The 24,563-nt window shown below is 68.0% G+C and carries 26 protein-coding genes, 1 tRNA gene and 1 pseudogene; 9 read left to right on the forward strand and 19 right to left on the reverse strand.

Features of this window, described 5'->3' with window-relative positions:
• Positions 1-55: 55 nt before the first annotated feature.
• The 3 genes from ACQPXG_RS34455 to ACQPXG_RS34465 are packed head-to-tail and all read right to left on the reverse strand — an operon-like array spanning position 56 to position 3,235.
• Positions 56-1,567: a cobyric acid synthase gene (locus ACQPXG_RS34455; RefSeq protein WP_433463315.1), complete on the reverse strand. Its 1,512-nt coding sequence runs from the start codon at positions 1,565-1,567 to the stop codon at positions 56-58.
• Positions 1,564-2,469, reverse strand: a complete 906-nt coding sequence (locus tag ACQPXG_RS34460) for a cobalamin biosynthesis protein (RefSeq protein WP_433463316.1) — start codon at positions 2,467-2,469, stop codon at positions 1,564-1,566. Before ACQPXG_RS34460 ends, ACQPXG_RS34455 begins: the two co-directional genes overlap by 4 nt.
• Positions 2,444-3,235, reverse strand: coding sequence for a phosphotransferase enzyme family protein (locus ACQPXG_RS34465; RefSeq protein WP_433463317.1), 792 nt, complete (start codon positions 3,233-3,235; stop codon positions 2,444-2,446). Before ACQPXG_RS34465 ends, ACQPXG_RS34460 begins: the two co-directional genes overlap by 26 nt.
• Before the next feature lie 106 nt (positions 3,236-3,341).
• Here ACQPXG_RS34465 and ACQPXG_RS34470 point away from each other — a divergent pair.
• Positions 3,342-3,415, forward strand: a tRNA-Arg gene (locus tag ACQPXG_RS34470).
• A gap of 207 nt (positions 3,416-3,622) precedes the next feature.
• Here ACQPXG_RS34470 and ACQPXG_RS34475 read toward each other — a convergent pair.
• The 9 genes and pseudogenes from ACQPXG_RS34475 to ACQPXG_RS34515 all read right to left on the reverse strand — a co-directional run bounded on the left by ACQPXG_RS34475 (position 3,623) and on the right by ACQPXG_RS34515 (position 9,332).
• Positions 3,623-5,002, reverse strand: coding sequence for a tyrosine-type recombinase/integrase (locus ACQPXG_RS34475; protein ID WP_433463318.1), 1,380 nt, complete (start codon positions 5,000-5,002; stop codon positions 3,623-3,625).
• Entirely contained in the window at positions 4,999-5,193 is a 195-nt protein-coding gene (locus ACQPXG_RS34480) for a helix-turn-helix transcriptional regulator (protein ID WP_433463319.1), read from the reverse strand. Before ACQPXG_RS34480 ends, ACQPXG_RS34475 begins: the two co-directional genes overlap by 4 nt.
• Complete coding sequence (locus tag ACQPXG_RS34485) at positions 5,190-5,915, reverse strand: replication initiator (protein ID WP_433470101.1); 726 nt, start codon at positions 5,913-5,915, stop codon at positions 5,190-5,192. The genes ACQPXG_RS34480 and ACQPXG_RS34485 overlap by 4 nt, the downstream gene beginning before the upstream one ends.
• Positions 5,916-6,134: 219 nt before the next feature.
• Positions 6,135-6,326 (reverse strand): hypothetical protein, encoded by a 192-nt coding sequence (locus ACQPXG_RS34490; RefSeq protein ID WP_433463320.1) that lies wholly within the window; start codon positions 6,324-6,326, stop codon positions 6,135-6,137.
• Between the two features lie 806 nt (positions 6,327-7,132).
• Entirely contained in the window at positions 7,133-7,390 is a 258-nt protein-coding gene (locus ACQPXG_RS34495; RefSeq protein WP_433463321.1) for a hypothetical protein, read from the reverse strand.
• Entirely contained in the window at positions 7,387-7,686 is a 300-nt protein-coding gene (locus ACQPXG_RS34500) for a DUF6247 family protein (RefSeq protein ID WP_433463322.1), read from the reverse strand. The genes ACQPXG_RS34495 and ACQPXG_RS34500 overlap by 4 nt, the downstream gene beginning before the upstream one ends.
• A 521-nt stretch (positions 7,687-8,207) precedes the next feature.
• Positions 8,208-8,489 (reverse strand): tyrosine-type recombinase/integrase, encoded by a 282-nt coding sequence (locus ACQPXG_RS34505; protein WP_433470102.1) that lies wholly within the window; start codon positions 8,487-8,489, stop codon positions 8,208-8,210.
• Positions 8,490-8,678: 189 nt separating this feature from the next.
• Positions 8,679-9,050: pseudogene (locus ACQPXG_RS34510) on the reverse strand (hypothetical protein); the annotation flags it as partial.
• 3 nt (positions 9,051-9,053) lie between these two features.
• On the reverse strand, positions 9,054-9,332 hold the full coding sequence (locus tag ACQPXG_RS34515) for a hypothetical protein (RefSeq protein WP_433463323.1): 279 nt from the start codon (positions 9,330-9,332) through the stop codon (positions 9,054-9,056).
• An 824-nt stretch (positions 9,333-10,156) separates the two neighbouring features.
• Here ACQPXG_RS34515 and ACQPXG_RS34520 point away from each other — a divergent pair.
• The 6 genes from ACQPXG_RS34520 to ACQPXG_RS34545 all read left to right on the forward strand — a co-directional run bounded on the left by ACQPXG_RS34520 (position 10,157) and on the right by ACQPXG_RS34545 (position 14,070).
• Positions 10,157-10,774, forward strand: a complete 618-nt coding sequence (locus ACQPXG_RS34520; protein WP_433463324.1) for a hypothetical protein — start codon at positions 10,157-10,159, stop codon at positions 10,772-10,774.
• Positions 10,775-10,867: 93 nt separating this feature from the next.
• Positions 10,868-11,524 (forward strand): TetR/AcrR family transcriptional regulator C-terminal domain-containing protein, encoded by a 657-nt coding sequence (locus ACQPXG_RS34525; protein WP_433463325.1) that lies wholly within the window; start codon positions 10,868-10,870, stop codon positions 11,522-11,524.
• Positions 11,525-11,585: 61 nt separating this feature from the next.
• The gene (locus ACQPXG_RS34530; protein ID WP_433463326.1) at positions 11,586-12,404 is read left to right on the forward strand and encodes a class I SAM-dependent methyltransferase; all 819 of its coding nucleotides are present in this window, start codon (positions 11,586-11,588) and stop codon (positions 12,402-12,404) included.
• 924 nt (positions 12,405-13,328) lie between these two features.
• Complete coding sequence (locus ACQPXG_RS34535) at positions 13,329-13,610, forward strand: luciferase family protein (protein ID WP_433463327.1); 282 nt, start codon at positions 13,329-13,331, stop codon at positions 13,608-13,610.
• Between the two features lie 141 nt (positions 13,611-13,751).
• Positions 13,752-13,934, forward strand: a complete 183-nt coding sequence (locus ACQPXG_RS34540) for a hypothetical protein (protein ID WP_433463328.1) — start codon at positions 13,752-13,754, stop codon at positions 13,932-13,934.
• Positions 13,897-14,070, forward strand: a complete 174-nt coding sequence (locus tag ACQPXG_RS34545) for a three-helix bundle dimerization domain-containing protein (protein WP_433463329.1) — start codon at positions 13,897-13,899, stop codon at positions 14,068-14,070. The genes ACQPXG_RS34540 and ACQPXG_RS34545 overlap by 38 nt, the downstream gene beginning before the upstream one ends.
• 166 nt (positions 14,071-14,236) lie before the next feature.
• On the opposite strand, the gene ACQPXG_RS34550 is transcribed toward ACQPXG_RS34545, so the two are convergent.
• Positions 14,237-14,656 (reverse strand): SRPBCC family protein, encoded by a 420-nt coding sequence (locus tag ACQPXG_RS34550; protein ID WP_433463330.1) that lies wholly within the window; start codon positions 14,654-14,656, stop codon positions 14,237-14,239.
• A gap of 54 nt (positions 14,657-14,710) precedes the next feature.
• Entirely contained in the window at positions 14,711-15,046 is a 336-nt protein-coding gene (locus tag ACQPXG_RS34555; protein WP_433463331.1) for a VOC family protein, read from the reverse strand.
• An 88-nt stretch (positions 15,047-15,134) separates the two neighbouring features.
• Between ACQPXG_RS34555 and ACQPXG_RS34560 the strand changes: the two genes are divergently transcribed.
• Complete coding sequence (locus tag ACQPXG_RS34560; protein ID WP_433463332.1) at positions 15,135-15,767, forward strand: CGNR zinc finger domain-containing protein; 633 nt, start codon at positions 15,135-15,137, stop codon at positions 15,765-15,767.
• A 412-nt stretch (positions 15,768-16,179) separates the two neighbouring features.
• Here ACQPXG_RS34560 and ACQPXG_RS34565 read toward each other — a convergent pair whose 3' ends face one another.
• From ACQPXG_RS34565 to ACQPXG_RS34585, 5 genes are all read right to left on the reverse strand, one after another.
• Entirely contained in the window at positions 16,180-17,418 is a 1,239-nt protein-coding gene (locus tag ACQPXG_RS34565; protein WP_433463333.1) for an FUSC family protein, read from the reverse strand.
• 18 nt (positions 17,419-17,436) lie between these two features.
• Complete coding sequence (locus ACQPXG_RS34570; protein ID WP_433463334.1) at positions 17,437-19,029, reverse strand: FAD-dependent oxidoreductase; 1,593 nt, start codon at positions 19,027-19,029, stop codon at positions 17,437-17,439.
• Positions 19,013-19,438: a thioredoxin gene (gene trxA, locus ACQPXG_RS34575; RefSeq protein WP_433463335.1), complete on the reverse strand. Its 426-nt coding sequence runs from the start codon at positions 19,436-19,438 to the stop codon at positions 19,013-19,015. The genes ACQPXG_RS34570 and trxA overlap by 17 nt, the downstream gene beginning before the upstream one ends.
• A gap of 39 nt (positions 19,439-19,477) precedes the next feature.
• Complete coding sequence (locus tag ACQPXG_RS34580) at positions 19,478-19,927, reverse strand: Hsp20/alpha crystallin family protein (protein ID WP_433463336.1); 450 nt, start codon at positions 19,925-19,927, stop codon at positions 19,478-19,480.
• Between the two features lie 99 nt (positions 19,928-20,026).
• Positions 20,027-21,601 (reverse strand): Na+/H+ antiporter, encoded by a 1,575-nt coding sequence (locus ACQPXG_RS34585; RefSeq protein WP_433463337.1) that lies wholly within the window; start codon positions 21,599-21,601, stop codon positions 20,027-20,029.
• Positions 21,602-21,768: 167 nt separating this feature from the next.
• Here ACQPXG_RS34585 and ACQPXG_RS34590 point away from each other — a divergent pair, with 167 nt between their 5' ends.
• Positions 21,769-24,303: a LuxR C-terminal-related transcriptional regulator gene (locus ACQPXG_RS34590; protein WP_433463338.1), complete on the forward strand. Its 2,535-nt coding sequence runs from the start codon at positions 21,769-21,771 to the stop codon at positions 24,301-24,303.
• Positions 24,304-24,563 lie beyond the last annotated feature (260 nt).

The following is a 24,563-nucleotide window of genomic DNA, read 5'->3' on the forward strand; positions in this document are numbered from 1 at the left end:
CCGTGCTTCGCCTGGTGCGGTGCTGGGCCCGGTCCGGCCTGTGCCTTCGAGTGGATCACCTTACCGCCGCGGCGGGCGGTTCCGGGGCGCCGCCGGGCGGGACGACGGGAAGGCCGCCCGGTGCCCCGCGCTCGATGATCCGCCACACGGCGGCGGTGTCCAAGTGCTCCTCGACGAGGTCGCCGAGGGCGTCCAGGGTCGCCTCCCTCAGCGCCGCGAACGACACGTCCGGGGCGGGGGTGAAGTCTCGTCCCGCGTGCTGGGCGACGTCGCTGAGGAACGCCCTCCGGAATCCGTCGTTCTCCATGGCGCCATGCCAGGTCGTCCCCCAGACGGCGCCTTTCCGGCAGCCGTCGAGGAAAGGCTCGCCCTGCGCGGTCGCGATGCCGTGATGAATCTCATACGCGTGGACGTCTTCGCCGTACGCGCTCCCCGCAGGCCGTCCGAGAGTCTTCTCTTTCCCGAATTCGACGTGCGCGGGGAGAAGGGCGAGGCCCTCCGTCCGCCCCTTCTTGGACTCGACGTCGTCCACGATCTCTTCGGCGAGCATCTGGTAACCGCCGCAGATGCCGAGAACGGGCCGCCCCTCCTTGGCCCTTTTCTGGATCTCCCCGGCCATTCCCCGGTCGCGGAGCCACTCCAGATCACTGACCGTGGCCCGCGTCCCCGGAAGGACGACGAGATCGGCCTCTGCCAGATCACCGGCGCTCGCCGCATACCGGACGACGACACCGGGCTCACAGGCCAAAGCGTCCATGTCCGTGAAATTGGAGATGCGCGGGAACCTGACGACGGCGATCCGCAGCGTCTCCTTCCCGAACGGTCCCTTCGCGTCGGGCCTCGGCGCGTCCAGTGCCAGAGTGTCCTCGGAGTCGAGATACAGCCCGAGTTTCCAGGGCAACACCCCGAGCGTGGGCCGCCCCGTGAGCATCTTGAGCTGCTCCAGCCCGGGCGCCAGCAGTTCCGGAGCGCCCCGGAACTTGTTGATGACGAATCCCGCGACGAGAGCCTGGTCTTCCGGCTCCATCAACGCGACCGTGCCGAACAGCGACGCGAACACACCGCCCCGGTCGATGTCGCCGACCACGACGACCGGTAGATCCGCGGCCCGCGCCAGCCCCATGTTCACGATGTCGCCGGCGCGCAGGTTGATCTCAGTTGGGCTTCCAGCGCCTTCGCAGACCACGACGTCGTACTCGCCCCGCAGTCCGTCGAGGCTGTCCAGAACAACGCCCTTGAGCCATTCCTTGTGGTCCCCGTACTGCAGCGCGTCGACCTCCGCCACGGGCCGTCCCAGAACGACGACCTGACTCCGGCGGTCGCTCCCCGGCTTGAGCAGCACCGGATTCATGTGCGCCGTCGGCTCGACGCCCGCGGCCTGCGCCTGCATGTACTGGGCCCGTCCGATCTCCGCCCCATCGCTCGTCACCATCGAGTTCAGCGACATGTTCTGGGCCTTGAACGGCGCGACCTTCACTCCCTGCCGCGCCAGCCACCGGCACAACCCAGCCGTGACGACGCTCTTCCCCGCGTCAGAGGTGGTCCCCGCCACCAGAAGCCCGCTCACCTGACACTCCAGATCACCGCTGCCGCCGCGAACGTCACCACGGCCGAAAGCTTCACGGCCCGCCTGATGTCCCTGACCTCGGGCGGCCTGCCGTCCCCCATCTCGGGCCGCCGCTCGACCCGTCCGCCATAGGCGTTGACCCCGCCGAGCCGCACCCCGAGCGCCCCGGCGAACGCGGCCTCGCACCGTCCGGCGTTGGGACTCGGATGATTCTTCCCGTCCCTGATCAGCACCCGCCAGGCGGTAGGCCCCGAACAGAGCGCGACCAACCCTCCGGTCACCCTCGCGGGAACCCAGTTGGCGGCATCGTCAAGCCTCGCGCTCGCCCACCCGAAGCGCTCATACCTCGGATTCCGATACCCGACCATCGCATCCAGCGTGTTCACGGCCCGGTACATGAGCAGCCCCGGAATTCCCGCCACGGCCCCCCAGACCAGCGGAGCGATCGACGCGTCCGACGTGTTCTCGGCCACCGACTCCACCACCGCCCGGCTCAGCGCGGAAGCGTCCAAACCCTTGGGATCCCGAGCGCACAAATGAGAAAGCCGCCCTCTCGCCGCCTCCACATCCCCGCGCTCCAGCACCCGCGCCATAAGGAGCCCCTCACGCCCCAAAGAAGTCCCCCCAAGCACAGCCCAGGTGACCCCCGCGGTAACAAGACCATGCACCGCAGGCCGCCGGCTCACCCTCTCAAGCACGACACCGACCGTACCGGCTCCACCCACAAGAACCCCGGCGTAAACAACCCCACGCCACCGAGAATCCTTGTAAAGCCGGCGCTCCGCAGCCGACGCCACCCTTCCGAACCCGGCCACGGGATGCCACCTCTTCGGATCCCCGAAAAGCGCGTCCAACGCCACGCCGAGAAGGAGTCCTTCACCAGAGACGCGCATCAAGCTCATCCCAATGCCGCTCCAACCAATCCTGTGCCCGCCGTATCCGAGGCCCGGCACCGCCCTGCCAGATCCGCGCCCATCCCCCGCCACCCGCGGCCCGATCACGCATCGCCCGATAGGACCGCTCGAACCTCACCCGAGCCGCCGGCAGCACTTCCCTCCGCTGGTCCCGGTCCAGCCCGTACGCGTCACAGAAAACCCGCAGCCTCCGCCCCACGTCCGCCCCGTACAACACGGCATCCCGATCGGCCGGATCCTCGATCGGCCCCCAATGCCGCAACGCGGTGACGACGTCGAACAGCCGCGTGGTGGGCCGCGCCAGATCGAAATCGATCAAAGCGACCGGTGATCCTCCCCGGAAGACGACGTTCTCCGGCGTCACATCACAATGCCCGATGACCTCCGGCTCCCCGTCCAGATTGGACGTCTCGCCGTCCCAGGGCGCCCCCACCGGCGCCTCGTACGACGCCACCGCCTCGTGAAACCGCCGCAGCAACCGTCCGACACCCCGAAGCGCGTCCTCCGAAACCACATGCGCCGCCAGCGGCCGATGCGGCACCTCCCCCGGCACCCAGCTGAGCACCTCCCGCCCCCGCTCATCAATGCCCAGCACCCGCGGCGCCCCGTCGAACCCCACCGCCTCCAGATGCCGCAACAGCCCATGAACCGCCGGACTGTGCGCCCGCAACGGCCGCCGCACCGTCTCCCCCACCCGCACCACACCCTCCGACACGTCCCCGCCGGAGAGCGGCATCTCAAAGTCCACCGCCACAGCACCCAAAGATAGAACCCCCGCCCCACGTGGTGACGGCGTTATAGATGTGGAGCCAGACGACGCGCAGCCTTACACTGTGTCCCGGCGTCCCGCCGGGCGCCGGGCGCCCGTAGCTCAGCTGGACAGAGCATCGGACTTCTAATCCGACGGTCGCGGGTTCGAATCCTGCCGGGCGCGCCTCTACAACCGGGCCATCTAGCCTCTGACCTGCGAGAACATCTTTCGCGCTGGTTCGGCCGGATGCAGCCAGATGCCACCGAACGCAGCCGCACGGCACTGTTCCCGGAATATACGCGGAATGACTTGGCCCGCGTTTCCGCAGGTCAGCGCAGACACGGAGAGAGGCTCCGGAATGTTCCGGAGCCTCTCCAGGGTAGTTACCGATCATGCCAACGCATCCTCTATGCGCTGGTTGGCGACGTCCCGTTGCCCATCTATGCACTTGGCGTAAACGCGCAACATCACGTCGACGCCGTGACCGGCGCGTTCAGCCGCCTCCGGAGCATGGACGCCCGCGTTCAGCCAGAGCGACACCGCCGCATGCCGCAGGTCATACGGCCGCGCCGCCAACGGGGATTCGACCTGATCAGGTGCCAGCGCCAGGGCCCGAGCCCGCTTCCAGACCTGCGCGTAGGCCGAGCCGGAGAAGGATTGGCCGCCGCTTGTGACGAAGAGCCGCCCGTCCTCTGCCGTCCCGAAGATGCCGACGTGTTCGCGGACGATCACCACCAGCTCAGGTGGGATCGGGACCGGCCGAACGATGTCGTCCCCCCGATGCTTGAGGCCCCGATCATCGAAGGTCTCCCCCGAATCGGTGTATCGCTTGTTGGTCTGGGGCCGGGTCTTCTTGAGCGTGATCAGGCCCCAGCCAGTTGCCGGAAGTTCGCAGTCCTGCCGACGAAGACCCGCAGCCTCAGCCGGACGAAGACCGGCGAAGTACATGCACGCAAACATCGCCCGCAGCCGAGGCCCACGCGACCGACCGACATACGACACCGCCGTCAGCAGTTCCCGAGCCTGCTCTGGGTTCACCACGACGCGACGGTCAACGGCCCCGTTCTGCTTTGGCGGACGCCACTTCACACGGTCGAGGGGATTCGTCACCAGGTCGCCCAGTTCGACCGCGTAGCCGAGCGCATGCTTGAAGACCGCCCGCTTGCGCCGGAAGGTCGAGGAGGCCGCCGGCTGTCCGTCGAGTTGGAGCGCGAGCGTCTCCAGCGCGGCCCGCGCCAACCGCGGTTCCTCCAGATCAGTGATGGGCATGGACGCCGACTCCAGCCAGCGGAGCGCCTTGCCGAGGTCGGGCGAGATGTCCGGACGACGAGCGTCAGGGACGAAGACGTGTTGCCGAAGCAGGACACGGAGAAGGGCAGCATCGGGACGTCCCGGCATGTCCTTGACGAACACGAGCGTCACGGCCGCCATGGTGTCGGTGAGGCCCTCACGGGACTTGGCCGCCGCGTGCGGCCAACGCGCTTTGACGTACGCCCGCGCAAACTCCAGCCACGTGCGCACCGTCGCCACCTTGAGCATGGACACCGGAAGCCCCGAGTCCAGGTCGAACGCCTCACCGTCCTTCGAAGCCTGCCGCAGGTCAGACAGGAAGTTCCTTGCCTGCGACGACTTTTCGAACGTCCGGGACTTCTCCCGCCCGCCAACGGTCCAACGCGCGGTGTAGGAGATGACCTTGCCAGGCTTGCTCGACCTCGGCCCCGCCTTGTTCGGCCGGACCTCCCAGAACTTGACCTTGTAGGACGTGTTCACGCCGCCTCCCGCAAGGACCAGAGCCAGGCGTCGAGATCGTTGCGGTAGATACGGATCTCACCGTTCGGGAGCTTGATACCGGCCGGAGCCTTGCCGATCTCACGCCAGCGGTAGAAGGTCCGCCGGGAGATCCCGCCGAGTGCTTCGAGCACCTGGTCGACGGTGAGTAGTTCGTCGCGCTTGCCGCTCACGCTGCCTCCGCAGTTGCCGAAAGTTCTGGGGTGGGGTTGAGGGTCGCGGCATCGAGTTGCCGTCGCCGTTGGATCCGTTCGTTGATCAGCAACAGGAGGCGTTGCTCTGTCGGCTTGACGTCTGGGTCGCCGGGACCGGCGCGTTCCCAGACATGGGCTGCGTTCCGGTCAGCCGGGTTGAGCACGGGGATTCCTGCCTCAGCCAGCCGGGCCAGGACCCACGCCTTTCGGTCGGCCTTGTGATCGGCCAGCGTCTTGCCGGACCACTTACGCGAGACCAGGACGCGGCGACCGCCATAGCCGAGGTGCTCGTAGCGGTGTGCCTTGCCTTTGCAGTAGCCGGGGGTGAGGCCCTTGCGGGGGTTCTTGGGCTGGACGCCGTAGCGCAGCCAGTTCGCGCACGTCGGTGAGCACGGCTCGTAGCGGAGCGTTTCGGCCATCCGGTTGGCGTGTTCACGCTGGGCGGCAGTCTGGGCGGTGTGGCATTCGGCGACGCCCTTGACGAGGTACTTGGTGAGGTAGCCGATGAGCTTGCGGGACTTCGGGGAGTCGGGCATCACGCCCTGGGCGTCAATCTGGCGCCCGAAGCGGACCACGTGGAGCGGTTCGGCGTCCTCGTCCAGGCCGAGCGCGTCTAGCTCGTCATCCCAGGTGGGGAGTACCTCGCCGGTTGTGGGGTCAAGGGGCGGCGGCGCTCGGGCCGCTGCGCGGCCCCGCGCCAGGCCGCCCGGAGCGTGCGGCGTGGGCGCCGGTCACCGGGCGGCCGCGCCGGGCCACGCATCGTGCCATGCCCGCCGGCCCCGCCCCGACCGCCCACCGAAGGGGCGCGCCCCCGCCCTGGCGAGCCAACGCCGGTGTCTTTGAGGCCATAAAGAGCCGGTCCTCGCGCTCAGGAGCGCGAGGACCGGATGTTGCCGTGTTACTGGTTACTGCCGGGGCGGTCAGGCCCCGGAGCCGGACCCGCCGTTGACCGGGCGAGCCGCACTGTGCGCCTCGGAGGACGCCTGGTAGGAGTCGCCGAGGCGCTGCTCGTTCTCGGCCGACGGGTTGCTGGCGAAGTCGCGAGCCGCGCCTGCCAGGTCCGCCTTGGCCGCGTCGGCCTTGGCGTTGGCCTGCTGACCGTCAGTGGTCATGGTTTGTTCACCCATTTCACTCGGGGGCACGTCCTAGTCGTGCCTCTAACTTTCACAGTGGGAGGAAGTCGGTCGATGGCAACCTAGCGAGCCGATGTAGATCAAGATCACAGCACAGCCGACGCCATCGGACGGAACTGCGGGGATTTGCTATCTTGCCTGGCTCCCGGACTCCCAGCGAACGACGTGGGACGACCCCTTAAGCCCGTTCGGCGATGAGCACCAGGGCGTGACGGTGGTCAAGGGCCGTTGGAGCCGTCAGGGGGACTGCCGGAAGATCGGTTGAGCGTGCGCTACTGGGGAACCCCGTGGTTCCCCAGACCCCTCCTGGACCCGGAGGGCACTCCCACGCGAATCTGTCCGTCACGGGGTTCGCGCCGTTCGCGCGGGAGCACCCTCCGGACAGGTTCGTTCGTCTGTTGCGCCCCGCGAGCACCAGCCATCGGTACCGTGCCCGTTGCGTGCCCGATGGGAGAGTGATCAACGGGGACTCACGGTCGCTTGCGGAGAGAAGACCAGAGGTTGGCAGGTCACGGGTCCGCCAGGTCACGCGGCGGGTCCATGATCGGCTTTGCAAGCCGGTAGCTGTGACAAGAGCAATGCAGTACAGCACGTAAGTTCCGCAACAGAGGCTTACGACTGCTGGCACTCACGACCAGGCGCACACAGGTTGACCTGCGGTGATGGCAGTAATCGAACGGCTGCCGGTTTCTTGAGGATGGCGGCGGCCGGAACCTGTCAACCGCTAGGTGCAGGTCTCAGCAGGTCGGGGGAAGGAAGGTGGGGGAAGAACAGCGGCTACGCCGCTACCCCATCCACAGGATGTCGATGATGCGCAGCGTCTCAGCCTTGTCGTCGACCAGTAGCGTGAGCATGCCCTCGCTGTTGGCGCCGAAGAAGGCGTGTCGGACGGCTGTTTGACCTGGCCGTTCCGGTACCGCGTCCCACGGCGTTTCCAGGAGATCGAGGAGGCGCTCCAGTAGTGGGCCGTCGCGGACTTCGTTGGGCAGTCCGTTCAGCTCGTACAGCGCGCGTCCGTGGAAGCCGTCCCAGCGGTACGTCACACCCGGCCTTCCCAGCCCGGCGGCGTGTAGCGGACGAAGCTGTCTTCCCTGCCCTGTAGGGCGTCCTGTACCGCCTCGTCGTATCCGGGACGGTCATAGGCGATGGCCCGCAGGCGCCACTGCCGAAGCAGGGTTTGGACCTGTTTGAAGCGCGCCAGGTCGTGAGCGGCGTCGAGCGCCTCGTCATACTCGGCCCGGAACTGGTCACGATGCGCCGGCGGGAGCGCATCGAAGATCGCGGCCGGATCCTCGCCAGGATCGCGCGGCGCGGTCGGTTCCTCGGGCTGAGCGGTCATGCTGCTCAATCTACCTGTGGACACAGCTGGACGTGGAGACTCCCCGCAGGGGCAGAAGGTGGCCTCACGAGCAAGATCCGGAGTATGCGCGGAATGATCTTGCCTACGTCGTCATGCCGCTGGAGAGTACGCGCAGGTGAACCAGGGCACGGAGCCGCCGTTGAGCTTCGGACTTCTAATCCGACGGTCGCGGGTTCGAATCCTGCCGGGCGCGCCACCGTCTGACCTGCAGTCTTACCACTGCCAAGATCCAAAATTCTGTCCGATATGCCCCCGTGTTTGCTCGATGTTTGCTCGGCTGTCGCGCCCCTGTCGCTGAGCCCTCCCCCAACCCGCTGGATCACCAGGGTCGGGCGCCCCTGGCCAGTGCGCAGGTGCGTCCGCGAAAGCCGTGGCTGTGTTTGGGCTGTGGGACTCTTGGGGCGCCCAGCTGCCTTGAAAGTAGGAATGGGGTCCGCATCCCAACCTCTGGTTCGGATGCGGACCCCGGTGCGAAGAATCTGACGGTCAGCCTCTGCCGGTCATCGGGTCGACGCCTCTGGCAGGTGGACGACGCGGGCTGGTGCTGCCGTTTCGTCCGGCTCGGGCTCGGTGCGGGCGTTGAGGATGACGGCGGCGGCGTCTTCGGCGGATTGGCGGGCCAACTCGGGCAGGACGCTGGTGTAGGTGTCGGAGGCGATGGTGATCGACGACAAACCCAGCGTCTCCTGCACGACCTTCAGGTCGTGTCCGGCGCGCAGCAGGATGGTGGCAGCGCCGTGCCGCAGATCGTGCAGCCGGACGGGCGGGAGCCCGGCCTCCATCGCCAGGCGAACCCGGCGAGCACGGTGGGCAGGTGCACAGCGTGCAGGCGCTGAAGCGAGCCGATGGCCAGGTCGCCCTGCAGGAGCCCCAACTGCACGCTCGGGTGCTGCGGCGGAACAGCGTGGTGCCCATTCACGTTCCAGCGAGCGGATCGCGGACGAGAGCCCGGACTGTGCCACGTGCAGCCGCTCGGCCGCACGGGTGAAGTGGCTCTCCGCCGCCACGGCGACGAAGTTCCTGAGTTGCCGCAGCTCCACGCACAACCCCCTGCCGCCGGGACCATCATCACTGTTGGTTGTCGAAACCTGCTCCGTGGCCGGAATCGCCAGGTGAAAGTCCGATCTCTGGCTTTCCGCGCGGATCTGCTGCGTGGCCGCTTGGCTAACCTGGGTCGACCTGGATCGACCTGGATCGCCCGTCCGACCAGGTGATTCACCAGTTCTGGCCCCCGGAACTCGGACGCAAGAATCAGAACAGTGGCCCCCGCCTTGCTGGGGGAGGCCACTGTGGATGTGAAAGACCGTCCCCCAAAGGGGCGACGTTCTCCTATTCCAAGGCACCCCTCAACGCCGGCAGCGGGTGAAAGCCTCCATGGAGGGGTCCTGCTCATAGGCGTCAAGCGCCTCCTGGTGCGAGAGCGTCTCACGCGCGACGGCGTACCTCACCAGGTGGATCTTCTTGGCGTGGGCGTCCAGCACTTCCGCGTGCGAGACGTCCATATCACGCAGGAACCAGTAGCTCCCCAGGTTGATCCCCTCGGCCTCGGCCTCCGCGATCTCCTGCTCACTTGCGTTGGTGGGGCCGAAGGTGGCCTCGATCTCTGCCTTGCCTGTCGGAGCCATGAGGACTCTCCCTTGTTGTTTGATGACGCCCGGTTGACCGGGCGCCCTTCTCCCCGTGACCGTCCAGATGATCGGCAGCAGCGCAGTATCGCGCACTGGAGCGCAGGTCGGCCCCCACCCTTTGCGATCACCTGACCCTGCATGCCGGGCCGGCACACCCCAGCTCTGTCCGGGGCGTTCGGTAAGGGGGATCCCCTTACCGAACGGCGTGCTGGAGGTGTCTTGGGACGGTCATCGAGGCGGCGCCGAGTGGCCGGCCGTTTCGCCCGCACCGGCACGTTCGTGCGCTCAACTCCCCACGGTCGGGCTGAACCGGGAGGGTGGGACGCCGCCCCGTACCGTTTCTGGATCTCATCGACAACCTTGCGGCGCCGCGGCCGCCAGCGTCGCTCGAACCGAACAAACGTTCCTGGTTTCGCGGACACAATCGCCAAGCCCCGGTCGCCATGAGCGAGCGAGGTAGGTACCTGACGGCGCCCAGTGGTCCTCAGCCCCGGAGCTTTCCAGTGCCCGCGTCGATCAGAAGCGGTTCCCACCGGGTCACTAGCCAACGGCTGTCCGCCGGTTCGCGCGGACGGGAGAGGACGGTAGTGAGGGTGCCGGCCCTCACCCCTGGTTGTCGGGGTGAGGGCCGGTGGGTCAGCGCTTGCCGCAGTTGCGGAGCGCGGCGTCGTGCCCGAGGGGAGCCCGCTCGTAGGGCCCCCAGGCAGCATGCGCCAGGGGCTTCCCGAGACCGGTTTCCCGGAGAACCCGCGGTACTTGTAGTAGTCCTCGAATTCCACGCCGTCGAAACGGGCGGCGACGAGGACTTCCAGCGCCTGCATATGGGAGGCACCGGTCCCCAGCAGCCAGCCATAGCGCAGGCCGGGCTGGCTGTGGTGCGTCGTGGTCCCGAAGGAATCCTTCTCGACCTTGGTGTAGTCGCCTGCGGCTCCCAGAACCTCGATGATCATCTGACGGCTGGGAGCGGTTCCAGTGAAGGCGATCGCCCAGAACTGGACCTGCTGGTACTCGCGGGCGTCGAACAAGTGCACGAACAACTGCTTCGCGCCCTCGGGGGACTCGCCGTGTGCTCGTACGGTGACGTACCCCCAGTCGTAGAGATCGCTACGGTGGGCGATCTCCATCGCCTCCCGACGCGTCCCGCCGTCGAGCCCGCGCACACCGCAGTAGCGGTGCAACACGCCGAGGCGATCTCGTTGGCGAAAGCCGGCGACGATCCTGAGGATATCGCGCACCTCTTGGCGAGTTGCGTCCTCGCGCGCCACGACGTAGTCGTGAAGCAGAAGGGGCTCGACACGATTGGCAAGGAAGTCGTCCAGCTCCTGGGCAGACATCCCGGATGCCACCGCGTCGTCATAGACCCTGCGCTCCCCCTCGCTGAGGACGGACTGACGCTGCTCGGTGTCCAACATCTGAACCTCCGGTTCTCTTGTTCGTAGTGATCCTTTTCCGGAGCCGTCCGCGTAGGACGCGCTCCTAGGTCACGGCTGTAGAGTACCGGAGTTGCCTTAGCAATGCTAAGGTAAGGGCCGATGACCGAGAAACAGCGGCCTCGCCTCACACGGCGCACAGTGATCGATGCGGCACTACAGCTGCTCAATGAGGTCGGGCTGGACGGGCTGACCGTACGTCTGCTCGCCTCCAAGTTGGGCGTGCAGAACCCAGCGTTGTATTGGCACTTTCGTAATAAGCAGGAACTCCTCGACGGGATGGCCGAGGCCATCACGCTGGCCGCCGGAACCGGCTCGCCTCGTGACGACGAAACGTGGCAGGACTGGATCACCCATCGGTCCCGCCAACGCCGCCGAACCATGCTCGCCTACCGCGACGGAGCCCGAATCGTCGCCAATGCCAGACTGAGCCCATCGGCGACCAGAGTCGTCGACCAGGAACTGACCGCCATGGTCGGCTGCGGATTCACACCGGTGCTTGCGCTGCGCACTGCCATGACCTTCGTCCATTACGTCAACGGGTTCGTGCTTCAGGAACAGACCCAGCGGCACGAGGTCAGCGCACCGCCCGCGGCATTAGCCCAACAACTCGACGGCGGAGACTCGGCCATTCTGATCATCGCCATCCGCGACGGTGGCAGCACAATCGGCGAACAAGCCTTCGAGTACGGCCTCCAAACGCTCGTCCATGGCGCGACGGCCGCGCTGGCCGCTCAGCACTCCGATCCCCCTGCCTGACGCATCACGCCCTGGACCGACGACCGCCGCCGGCGAACACGAGAACCAATCTGAGGGAACAATGAATCGCGAGAAGATCACACTCACCGGGGCTCAAGAAACCATGCTCGCAACGCTGTACGGCAGGGCGCTGGACAGTCACGCGCCGAATTCCATCCTGCATGACTACGAGGCCGGGCGGGCCGTGGAACGCATCGACTACGACTTCCGCAAGACCGGGGTCAAAGGCACGACCGCGGCCGGGGTGGCGCTGCGGGCCAAGACACTCGACGACTGGACCGGGGGGTTCCTGGCCGCCCACAAAGAGGCCACCGTGCTGCACCTCGCCTGTGGACTGGACACCCGGATCCACCGGCTCGCGCCCTCATCATCGGTCCGCTGGTTCGACGTTGACTACCCCGACGTCATCGAGTTGCGCACGCGACTGCTTCAGCCACCCGCCGGGGACTACCAGATGATCAGCGCCTCGGTAACCGACGAAGACTGGCTCGACCAGGTGCCCGACGACCGCCCGACCGTGGCCGTCTTCGAAGGCTTGACCATGTACCTGCAAAAGCAGGACGGCAAACGGCTCATCCAGCGGATCACCACGCGATTCCCCAGCGGACAACTGCTGTTCGACTGCTACGGCACGGTGGGCATCAAACTGCAGAAGCTCGTGCCTGCAGTACGCAACGCAGACGCGACGCTGCACTGGGGCATCGACGACCCCCACGAAATTGAGGGTTGGCACGACGGGCTCAAATGCATCGACTCGCTGCGCAGCGTGGACATGCCGGGTCTGGAGCAAATGCCCGCATCTGGCCGGGTGGGCATGTGGATGACTGCCCACACCCCCGTCCTCCGGGACGTCGGTCGGATCTTGCGCTACACCTACTGACGATTTCTCAGTGCTGACCACGTTGAGGACTAGGTCGGCTCGGGTGATGTCGTCGATCCCGCTCGGGCGGGGCGTAACGTGCTGCAGGGTGCGCTGGCGCTGCCTGAGCTCGGCGGCAGGCCGTTCTCCGAATGGGCAGGCGCTCTGGTCAGGCCCGGTCGTTGTCGGCGCGTGCTGAAGTCCCCAGCGACCTGGTTCGCAAGGCGCCGGTGCCCACGACAGGGCCAATGACAAGGCCGCGTTGGCGGGCCGGACCCGGCCCGCCAACGCCTTGCGAACCAGATGAGGGGAGAGTGACGGGAGTCCGCTCCACTCGCACCGTCCCTGGCGCGGCAACGAGTTCGACGGGCATTGCGTTCTGTCCCTGCCCCCCAAGGGATCCGGCCAGACCCAACCATCGAACAGTCCCCGGGGCCGGTCGGCGGGTTCGGCACCACGATCGCCCTTGAGACTCACCCGGTCGGCCCGCAGAGGAGTTGAACGGACTGGACGGTCGGCCGCCAGACACCCTCAACGGCCTTCGGAGTGACGACGGCCTTCGGTCAGCCCCATGACGCACGTCCACCCCGCGACTCCATGCGCTCATGGACGCCAACGGAAACAGCCCAAAGCACTCACGACGAGAAAGCGGGATGCGTCATCACCCTGGCCACCGCTTGCACCGCTCGCGGCCTGCGGTTGGACGAGATTCCCTGCCCACGAACACTCCACCCGCACTCGCCCGGCACCCTTTTATTAGCCACGTCCCCGCGCCTCGCGCCCGGGGCTCTTGCGGCTCAAGACGCGGGCGTTGGTGGCGCCGGACTTACGGACTCCTCATGATCCAAGTCTTTAGGTGTCCAAATAGAACTAGAAAATCCCTTTGATGACGTTTTGAGTTCTCGGGGGTATCGCTGGGGTCGCCGACTGCTCCAGCATGGCGGAATGAGCGCTGCCTCCCACCCGCGCCAAGGGTTCGGTGACCAGGCGTTTCAGCAGTTGCGTGCCTGGCCTGCGCTGACGGTATGCCGGCTCGTTGACGGCGCGGGCAGGGGCCTTGCGGTGGGCACCCGCCAGATCCTGCACCTGCACGCCCTGGACGAGGCCGAGGTCTACCTCACCCGGCCAGTGGTGCAACGCGTGGCCCATGCGCTCACCGACAACGGCGGCGTGACGATCGAGCCAGGCGCCCGCCTGGGTGCGGATCCGCCTGGACAGCCCTGGTGACATCACTCTGCTGGTCTCGCTGGTGAGTGTGGCGATCAAGGCCAACACCCCGGCTGTGCCGTATCGCAGGATCTCGCCCTGCCCGCACGCCCAGACACTCGCACGCATGCAATCAACGACCGGCTGCGAAGGAGGAGAGCGGTGACCACACAGCACCCACCCGCACACGACACCAAGAACGCCTCGGCGCTACGTGAGCACCAGGCGCTGCGGGAGGTGACCAACCGCCTCCGCAAGTCGTTCGCCGCCACCCGCACCGACCAGCAGGTCACCCAGGCAGTGACCGATGCCCCACCACCACTTCGATGGCAAACCCATCCGTGACTTCGTCCCCACCCTCGTCGAACGGATGGCCCGCGAACAACTACGCGCCCCTAAGACCGGCCCATCTCCGCAGCAGCGCCGCACCATCGCCTCAAGGCTCGCCTCGGGCCTTCACCGGGCGACGGGCCGGGCGTGATGACCTGGAGCTGGGTGGAATCGGGCGCCGGTCCACCACTAGCCGGTAGCTGCAGTCACGAATTTCCTTTGGACGTCGATCGGCCTCAGAACTCGGAACACCCCGCCACCACGTAGCTGGTCACGGCCCTTACGAAAGGCCTGCGACCAGCAATGACGCGACTGGCCTAGCCGAGGTTCTCGGTGGAGGACTCCACCGTCTGCTTGAAGATGCTCAGGCCGTGGTCCATTCCGGCGCCCATCGGGATGGTGAGGTCGTCCGGTCGCACGTCGTGGATCCAGACGAACCGGCTGCGGCCTTCTCCGTGCGGGACGACCTGCATCGAGGCGTTGTCGTGTTCCGGCTGCATGGTGCCACCGACGACGGAGAAGACGAGCCGGCGCAGCTCGTCGTCGAGCGCGATGAGCCGCTCCCGCACCACGGTTCCGTCGGCGAACGTGACGACCCTGACGTCCGGTTCGTCGAGCCGGCTGTCGGTGACGAAGCCCGGCGCCATCCGGACGGGCCCGTCGGTGAAGTCACTGATGATCGCCCACACGGCGGCGGGATCGGCATCGATGATGATCTCTTTTTGCACGGAGGCCATATCTGTCTTTTCTGTAGTGGTGGGGTACCGGCGTCGCGCGTTGGCGAAGTACGTCTACGCGGTGACGACGCAGAACTGGTTGCCCTCGGGGTCGGCCAGCACGACCCAGCCGTCAAAGCGCCGCACTTCGGTCGCGCCCAGGGTCCGAATCCGGTCGACCTCGCCTGCCAGGTCATCGGTGAACAGGTCCAGGTGCAGACGGTTCTTGCCCTCCCGGCCTTCGGGCACGGCCTGTAGGGACAGGCCGGCGCCGCTCTTGTCCGCGTCTTCCAGGTAGGCGGTGCCCTCATCCGAGGACGTGACCTGGTACCCGGTGACCGCCCGCCAGAAGGCGGTGCTGCCTGCCAGGTCGTTGGTGTCGATGCAGATGTTGCCGATGCTGATGCTCACCAGCGACCCCTTCTGATCTAACTGACGTATCGGTTACGCCAGTTAGATAACCTACCATCGCCGATAGCCGGGTAGGCTACGAGAGGTGATGGATGAGCGCGCTGCCGAGCCCGTGCCGGACAACCTCGCAACCGGAACGGCGCCGATGCCGCTGCGCGTGATCGAGGAGTTCATCAACACCCGCCGCCGGGACAGCGACGAGATCGCAACTCCGCAACAGCTGGCGACGTGGTTGCACACCCGCGGCCTCATACCGGCCGACACGGTGGTCAACGCCGAGCAGCGCGACCATGGCGAACGGATCCGCGAGGGACTACGCGCGCTGATCGCCGGGAACAACGCCGAGCCGGTCTCCAGCCCGCGCCCGGACGGCCTCAACCCCGCTGCCCGCGCCGAGCTCGCCGACCTCACCCGCGACTTCCCGCTGATGCTCGACGTGACCGCTTCCCCGCCCCGGCTGGTCGCCCGTACCCGGGCGCCGGTGGAGGCGGCGCTGGCCAGGCTGCTCGCCGTGGTGGCCGAGGCCGTGGCGGAAGGCACCTGGACGCGGCTGAAGGCCTGCCGGGAACCGAGCTGCCGATGGGCCTACTACGACCACTCCCGCAACCGGCGCCGGACCTGGTGCTCCATGGACATCTGCGGAAACCGCGCCAAAGCCCGCGCCTCTCACCACCGCAAATCCACCGCGCCCTTGACCGCGAGCCAGCCGACAGAGCGATAACCCCGCACCGTCGGCCCGCCGGCCCCGCACTACGTCTAGGCAGGTGCGGAGCTAGCCCGCCACGTCCCCAGAGGAGGGTGGTGAGACGTTAGAGACTCTGCCGAAGACTCGTAGCTCATGTGCCGTATCGCACGACGCGAGCTCTTCGGAAGACGTGGGCAGACCTGGCCCCATTCGCTGGTCCGGACCCATGACGCGGGGAAGCGCTCGACGCGACGTATAGCGTTTTCGGCCCATTGTCTCTGTCTGCTGCTGCCAGAACCTCCAGATGAGCCGACCGGCCCTGAGGAACGCGGCAAACTTGCCACCGGGCTGCGCGTCAGCGACGCCTTACAGGCTGGTGCGTCTGCGGCGGCTGATGGGGGCGTAGCGATGCGGACGTGGTCTGGTGGTGTTGACGGTGAGTGCCGGGTCAGGAGCGTGCTCGGCGTAGGTCGGTTCGCCGCCGGATCGGGCTGAGCGTGGCGGGCGGCGAAGGTTTGGGAATGCGGAGTCGGCGGCTCGGGCGTCCTTGCGTTCGCATCCGTCGCTCGGACTCCAGTTCGGTTCTCAGGCGGTCGAGGTGAACGAGGAGTTCGCCATGGAGCGGCCAGTCAGCACTGTCGGCCCGCAGCATCTCGGTCAGCTTGGCGCGCTCTTCGCGCGCGGCGTCCAGGTGGGAGGCGAGCAAGTCCTCGAATTCGGTGGTTCCCGTCGCGAATTGCTGCCGGCGCATTCGCCCGTAGGTGCTCATCGCCGAGGCCAGGTGTCCTATGGTCGTGGCCAGCTGGATGCGGGTGTCGCTCTTGGACAGTGGGTCCTCGCGCTCCTGGTCAGGCTCGTTGGCATGGTCGGCGAGGCAACGTGCGAGGCCGCGGATGGTGATCCCGCAGTGTTCCAGTGCGACCAAGGTCTCCCGCAACGCCACCATTGACCGCAGCATTCCGACGCCCTGCGGGTTGAGGCGGATGCTCTCCTCGGCATGCACGAGTTCGCCGTCCACGCGTTGGACTTCCCGGCTGAGGGAGCGGGCCTGAAAGAGCAACTCGTCGAATGTGCGTGGCTCGGGGCGCTTCTCCACGGCGCCGGCGATGTCGTGGAGGTGACGGGCCATGGTGCCGCTGAGGTCCTCCAGCGCCTCCTCCGCGGCCTGGATCCTGACCGGCGAGGTCAGGATCCCGGCGACCAGGCCGGTGAGCGCGCCGACGAGGGTCTCCACGATCCGTCCCTCGGCCGCGGCGCCGGTTTCGAGGGACAGGATGAGCATGGCGCTGATCGGCACCTCGAGAATGTAGTTGCCGAGCCGCATCGCGAATCCGCAGATCAGCGCGGCCGTGATGGCGAGGCCCAGGCTCCACCAGCTGAATCCCACCAGGCTCGACAGCAGTGCCGCGACCAGCACACCGACCACGACGCTGACGACGCGCTGCCAGACATGGTGAATGGTCTGGTACAGCGTGACCTGGACGACGAGGATCGCTGTCAGAGGAGCGAGTACGGGCCTTGGGCTGGTGCCGGGCAGCCATGACGCGAGCTGGAACGAAAGAACCGCTGTCACGGCGAGGCGGGCGATCACTATGGCCGTAGGCTGTGTGCGCAGCCGCTTCAGTCGCACCCGCACCGGTGTGACGGCGGTGCGGGCTGCCGCACGTATCCGCTGGTCACCGCTCATCTCACACCCGACGGCCGGTCATCGGTTCAGGCGCTCGAACGCCAGGCGGACGGCCATCGCCCCCTCTCCCACAGCAGAGGCGACGCGCTTGATCGAGCCGCTCCGCACGTCGCCGGCGGCCAGCACGCCAGGGAGGCTGGTCTCCAGCGGTAGGGCCTGCGGGCCGCCGGTGCGCACATATCCCTTGTCATCGAGGTCGACCGTGCCGGACAACCAGGCGACGCAGGGGTCGGCTCCGATGAAGACGAATAATGCGCGCACCTTGAAGCGGCGGATTTCACCGGTCCGGTTGTTCTCCGTGACGACTTCCTCCAGGAGATCGTGACCGTGCACTTCACGGATCTCGGTGTGCAGGAACACCTCGATCTCGGGGCAGTGCTCGATCCGGTCGACGAGGTAGCGCGACATGTTCTCGCCGAGCTCCGTGCCCCGGACGAAGAGTGACACGCGGGTGGCGTGCCGGGCCAGGAACACGGCCGCCTGACCAGCCGAGTTGCCGCCGCCGACGATGGCCACAGGCACGTGCCGGCACTGCAGCGCCTCAACCTGGGTCGCCGCGAAGTACACTCCGGCGCCGTCGAAGTCGTCCAGGTGCGGGACGTCCAACCGGCGATAGCGGGCACCGGTCGCGATGACGACAGTGCGTCCGGACAGCTCGCCGCCTCCGGCGAGGTCGACGGTGTAGCGGCCATTGCCCACCCGCAGGCCCGTGGCGTCGCCGGGCACGTGGAGCCTGGCCCCGAATTTCCCGGCCTGGATGACCGCCCGATCGGTCAGCTCCGCACCCGAAATGCCGGTGGGGAAACCGAGGTAGTTCTCGATCTTGGATGATGTGCCGGCCTGTCCTCCGGTGGCGATGGCATCGACGACCATCGTGTCCAGGCCCTCCGAGGAGCCGTACACGGCCGCGGCCAGCCCGGCCGGGCCCGCGCCGATGACGAGCATGTCGTGCGCCGAGGAGGCCGGTGCCGGTGGTGGCAGCCCGAGGAGCCGTGGGAGTTCGTCGTCCCCCGGATTGCGCAGCACCCGCTCACCGTTCAGGATCACGACGGGTGTCTCCGAGGCCGGGACGCCGAGCTCCGTGAGCAGCGATTCGGCGTCCTCGTCGTCCTCGACGTCGATCCATCGGTGCGGCAGCCGGTTGCGCGCGGCGAAGTCGCGTAGGCGCCGGCAACGGGGAGAGAACCGCGAGCCGATGATCCGCAGCCCGGCGCCTTGCTCGATGAGCAGGGAGCGGCGGATGAGGAACGCGCGCAGGACGAGGTCGCCGAACCAGGGTTCCCGGCCGGCCAGCTCGCTCAGCCGTCGCGGCGGCACCGCGATCACGTCGCCGGGCTCCTCGACGCGGGCGGTGAGGAACGTGGGCTGACCGGTCAGCAGGCCCAGCTCGCCGAGGAAGCGTCCCGGACCGTGCACCCGGAGGACTTCGCCGTTGTCGAGCATCGCCACCGTCCCGGCCAGGATCAGGAAGAAGTCGTAAGAACGATCCCCTTCGGAGAAAAGGACGTCGCCACGGCGGGTCGGACGTCGCTCCCCATATGCCGCGACCAGCCCGATTTGCTCCCGGTCGAGTCGGGGGTAGGCGCCGTACAGATCAGGTGTCTCTTCCAAGGACTTCCTCCACCCACGTTCGGAGTGGACCGGCAGGTACGGCGCCCGCTCTCTGGTCGATCACCTTCCCGTCACGCATCAGCAGCAGCGTGGGAACCGCACGCACGGCGAACCGCTCCTGAATCTTCGGCGCCCGGTCGATGTCGATCTTCACGAGCTTCAGCCGCCCGGCCATCTCGTGGGCGACGCGTTCCAGTACCGGGCTGACCGTGCGGCACGGGGCGCACCAAGTCGCCCACAGGTCGACGATGACCGGGACTGAGGAGCGCTCGGCGACCTCGGCGAAGTCTTCGTCTCCGGCTTCAGCGATCCATGGGAGCGGCCGGTGACAGTTGCCGCAGACTGGACCGCCGTCGGCGGCGGCCGGCACACGGTTCTTCTTGCCGCAGTGCTCGCAACGGATGATCATCGGCCCCTCCCGCGGGTGTGGGCGAAGTGCCTGTGAGGGTTAGTCCCTGACCTCGATGTGGCGGTCCTTCTCGGTCGTGGCCTTGGGGACCGTCACGGTGAGCACGCCGTCGCCCAGGTTCGCGTCGACCCGCTCGGCGTCGATGTCACCGGGCAGGTACACGCGGTACTCGAACCGGCCGGTGCGCCGCTGCTTGCGATGCCGCAGCCCACGGCTCTCCCGCTCCTTGACCTCCCCTGTGATGGTCAGCTCCCGGTCGTGCAGCGATACGTCGAGCTCGTCCTTCTTCAGGCCGGGAAGTTCGGCCTCGATCACGTAGGCGTCGTCGGTCTCGCTCACGTCCGCCGCGGGCGCCCAGGGCATCTCGGTCGCGGTACCGGCGAAGGCCGCGTTGACCAGCTGTTCCATCTGCTCGTAGAGGGGGTCGAACGCCCGCGGCCTCGGGGTCAGCATCGTGTCTCCCGGGCGGCGGATACTGGGCAGTGCCATGGTTGATCCTCTCGTTGGGGACGTTCTCTGAATGGGACGTTGCCCGTCCGGCCGGTCCGGCACATCCTCAGAGTTGACAGGTCTAGACGGGGCGCCCGGTCAGCCGACTTCCCGGATGTCGGGGTCCTCGAGATCGAGCCACCGGTCCACGGCCCGCAGGACCTCCGCGCTGATCTTGTCTTTGGTGTAGAGCCGGCGAAGCTTCTCGCGCTGTGTCCGCACCAGTTCGCGGCGGAGGCCGAGGGAGTCGGTGACCTCCTCGTCGAGGTCCTCGTCGAATTCGGTGCGAATCTGGTCCAGGAGATCCTCGTACAGGTGGCGGAAGGTCCTGCCGGTGCGATCGTCGACCTCGCCGTTCTCGATGAGCTCGTCGAGCCGTGCCAGGGCGGCTTCCACCACTGCCTTCCGCGCCTCCTGGTACTCGATCTCGATTCGGTCGGCCTGGGCCAGGCCGAGCCGTCTCAGCAGGCCGGGCAGCGTGGTCGCACAGCCGAGCAGCGTGATGAACACGACTGCGCCGGTCACGAAGAGCCGCTCGCCGCGCCGTTCCGGCGGCAGGCCCGGCGCCGACGCCGGCAGGGACAGCACGATCGCCAGTGAGACCGCGCCTCGCATGCCGCTCCAGCCGATGGCGAGCCGGTCGCGCCAGGGCAGATGGTCGAAGGCGATGTGCCGGCCGGGCAGGTACCGGGAGAGCGGGAAGACGAACTGCGTCCAGGCCAGCCGCAGGGCCACGATGACGGCCGTGACCGCGGCCGCGCCGAGGATCGCCGGCGACCATGCCGAGCCGGTCAGCTCGCGCACGATGACGCGAATCTCAAGGCCGAGCAGCACGAACAGCGCCGACTCCAGGAGGAAGACCAGCACCTGCCAGAACAGATGCCCGGGCAGCCGGGACGCCGGCTGGAGCATGCCCTCTCCGCGGGTGCCGAGGTAGAAGCCCGCGCAGACGGTGGCGAGCACCCCGGAGAAGCCGAGCTCGTCGGCCGGGACGAACGCGAGGTACGGCGTGAGCAGGGACACGATGATCTGGCTTCCGGGATCGCGGATCCGGCGGCGCAGGCGGGAGGCGATGAAACCCACCGCCAGGCCGTACGCCACGCCGCCGGCGACCACCTCGGCCAACCGCGCGATGCCGTGGCCGACGGTGAAGGGCGTCGTCAGCGCCTCGACGGCCAGCACGAAGGCGGTGAGCGCGACGGCGTCGTTGATGAGGTTCTCCCCTTCGACGATGGTCGCGATCCGGCCGGGCGCGTTCAGCCGCTTCATGATCGAGATCGCGGCGACGGGGTCGGTGGGGGCCACGGCGGCACCGAGGGCGACGGCCGCCGCCCAGCCCAGGTCGGGCAGGACCCAGCGCAGGACCAGGGCGACGGCGAAGGTGGTCACTGTCGTCAGGCCGATCGCGAGCGCCGTGATCGGTACTGCGTCCGCCTTCGCCTCGCGCGGGGCGCTGAAGAACGCGGCGTAGTAGACGAGCGGGGGCAGGAAGCCCAGCAGCACCACTTCCGGTGGCAGTTCGATCTCGGGCATGCCGGGCAGGAACGCGGCCGCGGCGCCGAGCACGACGAGAAGGATCGCTTCGGGTATCCCTAGGCGCGCGGACAGGGCCCGGGAGAGCAGCAGCACGGCCGTCGCGGCCAGGCCGACGATGAACAGGGATTCCGAACCCATGATCGCGGCCTTCCCGCGGGGGCCCCGTCCAGCCGAACCCGCAGGTAGTGAAATGTGCAAGCGGGACTGATCCTCCGGCGATCACCGCCGGGTCGCATCGAGCTCAGCGACGGCTGCTACCCAGACTGAGGATACGAGGCGCATGGCGGCACACGCAGGGTATGGGAGTGACCGAGGTACCACTGCTGGGTTCGAAGCTGGAGCCGCCCGCCCCTCCACCAGGGCTGGTGGAGCGGCCACGCCTCGGCCGCGTCCTCGACACCGGGCGGCAACACCCGATGACGCTGGTGAACGCTCCGCCCGGCTGGGGGAAATCCGTGCTGCTGAGCTGGTGGACGAGGGCGACGGACCTCCGGGTCGGCTGGCTCGGCATCGAAGACGGGGACGACCCCCGGTTCTGGTCCTATCTGCGGGCCGTACTGATCTCCACGGGGGGTTTCGGGGGGCATGCCCTGCCGTCGCCGGACGAAATGCGCCATGAAGTGTTCCTGACCCGGCTGGCGGCCGTACTGGCCGATCTGTGCGAACCCGTGTGCATCGTCCTCGACGATTTCCATCGAATACGGGACCCGCGGGTCCTGAAGGGGCTGGAGTATCTGGTTCAGCACGCCGGGCAGGCACTACGGGTGGTCATCGTGACGCGCGGTGGTCCGGGACCTCCACTGGCGCGCCTGCGGCTCGCCGGGGCGGTCACCGTGCTGGAGGCCGCGGAGCTGTCCTTCACCATGGCGGAGACCGTCGAACTGCTGGCCGCGCTGGGCCTGGAACTGCCTGACCGGTACACGCGCATCCTGCTCCGGCGCACAGAGGGCTGGCCGGCGGGCCTGCGGCTGGCGGGGCTGTCCATGCAAGGACATCATGATCCGCTGCGCTTCGTCGACGGGCTGACCGGCGACCACGAGACCATCGCGGGCTATTTCACCTCGGAAGTGCTGGACGGACTCGACGGCGGGCATCTGGAGATCCTGCTGTGCGGCTCTGTGCTGGAGCGGATCAACGGCAGCCTGGCGAACGCCCTGACCGGCCGGTCGGACGGTGAACGGATCCTGGCCGAGCTGTGGAACGCGGGCGCCTTCCTCGACCCGGTCGGCGACCGGCGCTCCTCGTATCGCTACCACCATCTTCTCGGTGAGTTCCTTCGCGGTGAGCTGGCCAGGCGGGAACCGCGGCGAGTTCCCGACCTGCATCGGCGCGCGGCCGCCTGGTACGCCGCGCGAGGCTCGCCCCCGGACGCGCTGCACCACGCCCTCCTGTCCTTGGACTGGCGGATGGCCACGGATCTGCTGGCCGACCACTGGCCCGATCTCGTGGTGTCGGGTCCGGACCGGCCGCTCTGCGCGTCCGACCCCGCGCCACCAGAAGGGGCCCTTCGCGCCAACCCGGACCTTGCGCTGGCCTGCGCACTGAACCAGCAGATTCTCGGTGATCAGCGAGGAACCGACCGTTATCTGCGGCTAGCCGGCGACCGCACCAACGAGGCGGACGACGACAGGGTCACGGCGATCCGCCTGGCCCGGTCGGTGGCGGTGGGCGACGTCGCTGCCACGTTCTCCCAGGCGTCACGGCTCCTCGCGCACCGGGAAGATGGCGAACGCGCCCGCTCCGTCGCCCTTTCCGCACTCGGCACGGCCCAACTGGCCACCGGCGATCTGCGCGCGGCGGAACGGGCGCTGGACGACGGGCTGGCCGCGGCCGAGCGGGCGGGCCTGGAACGGGTCCGGGCCGCGTGCCTCGGCAGGCTCGCCGTGACCCGTGCGCTGCTCGGCGAACTCCATCTCGCGGGACAGACCGCTCAGGATTCGCTCGGCTTCGCGACGACGCCCACGGCTTGCGGCTACGCCCATCTGGCGCTGGCGATCACGCACCACGAGTGGGGAGAGAGGGACGAGGCGGCACGATATCTGGATCTCACGGACAGCACCGGCGACCAGCTGCTCGCAGCACTGATCAGCATCGTCCGGCTGTGGTTGCTCCAGGCGGGCGAATCCCACGCCGGAGCGGACGAGGTGTTGCGCGAGTCCCGCCACCAGCTCACCGGCTGGGCGGTGCCGAGATACATCGCCCACCGGTTCACCGCCGCCGAGGCGGCGCTGCGGACGAACTTCGGGGACACCGGCACGGCCGCAAGGCTACTGGCCGACCAGGCCGGGGCGTCGGGCGGCTCGGCGCCGCTGGCGGTCGCGCTCGCGCGCACACAGCTGAGAAACGGTGATCTGGACGCGGCGATGCAGACGGCCGCCGGGGCGCCGAACACGGAACTGGGGGTCAGCCTGGAGGCGGGCGTCCTCGAAGCGCTGGCCGCCGACCGTCTCGGCCAGGACCGGCACGCGTCCACGGCCCTGGAGAAGACCCTGCAACTCGCCGATCAGGAGCGTTTCCGGGGTGTGTTCATCCGCGAGGGCCCGGCCGCGCGGCGGCTGCTGAGCGCCCACCTGGACTCCGGGACGGCATACTGGCCGTTCGTCATGGACATCGTCGAGTGCGCCGCCGAGCGGATCGACGGCCCCGTCGCGCCGCTGACCGAGCGTGAGCTGACGGTGCTGCGGTATCTCCAGAGCGTCCTGACGACCGAGGAGATCGCCGCCGAACTGCACGTCTCGGTCAACACCGTGAAGACGCACCTGCGCCACATCTACCGGAAGCTCACCGCCTCCCGGCGCCGGGAGGCGGTGCGCAAGGCCCGGGAGGCTCAGCTTCTCTGACCGCCGCCGCGGCCGCTCCCTTGACCGCTGCGGTTCCGGAAGGCTCGGAACAGGCGGAGCGGGAAGAGCCCGATCAGCGGGGCCCGCCTGCCCAGATCCTCGCGATCCTCCCGGTCGAAGGCACGGGCGTAACGGGCGGCGTCCGCGGCGGTCTCGTACTCCTTGGACCCTCTGGCCCCGCATTCTCGGTCGCAGATCCACACCAGAGTGCTCCCCTCACTGGTGAACCGCGGACGATGGCCGAGAAGGCGGCAGGCGAG

Origin of the sequence: Spirillospora sp. CA-128828 (genome assembly GCF_050945415.1) — a bacterium.
Lineage (GTDB): Bacteria > Actinomycetota > Actinomycetes > Streptosporangiales > Streptosporangiaceae > Spirillospora.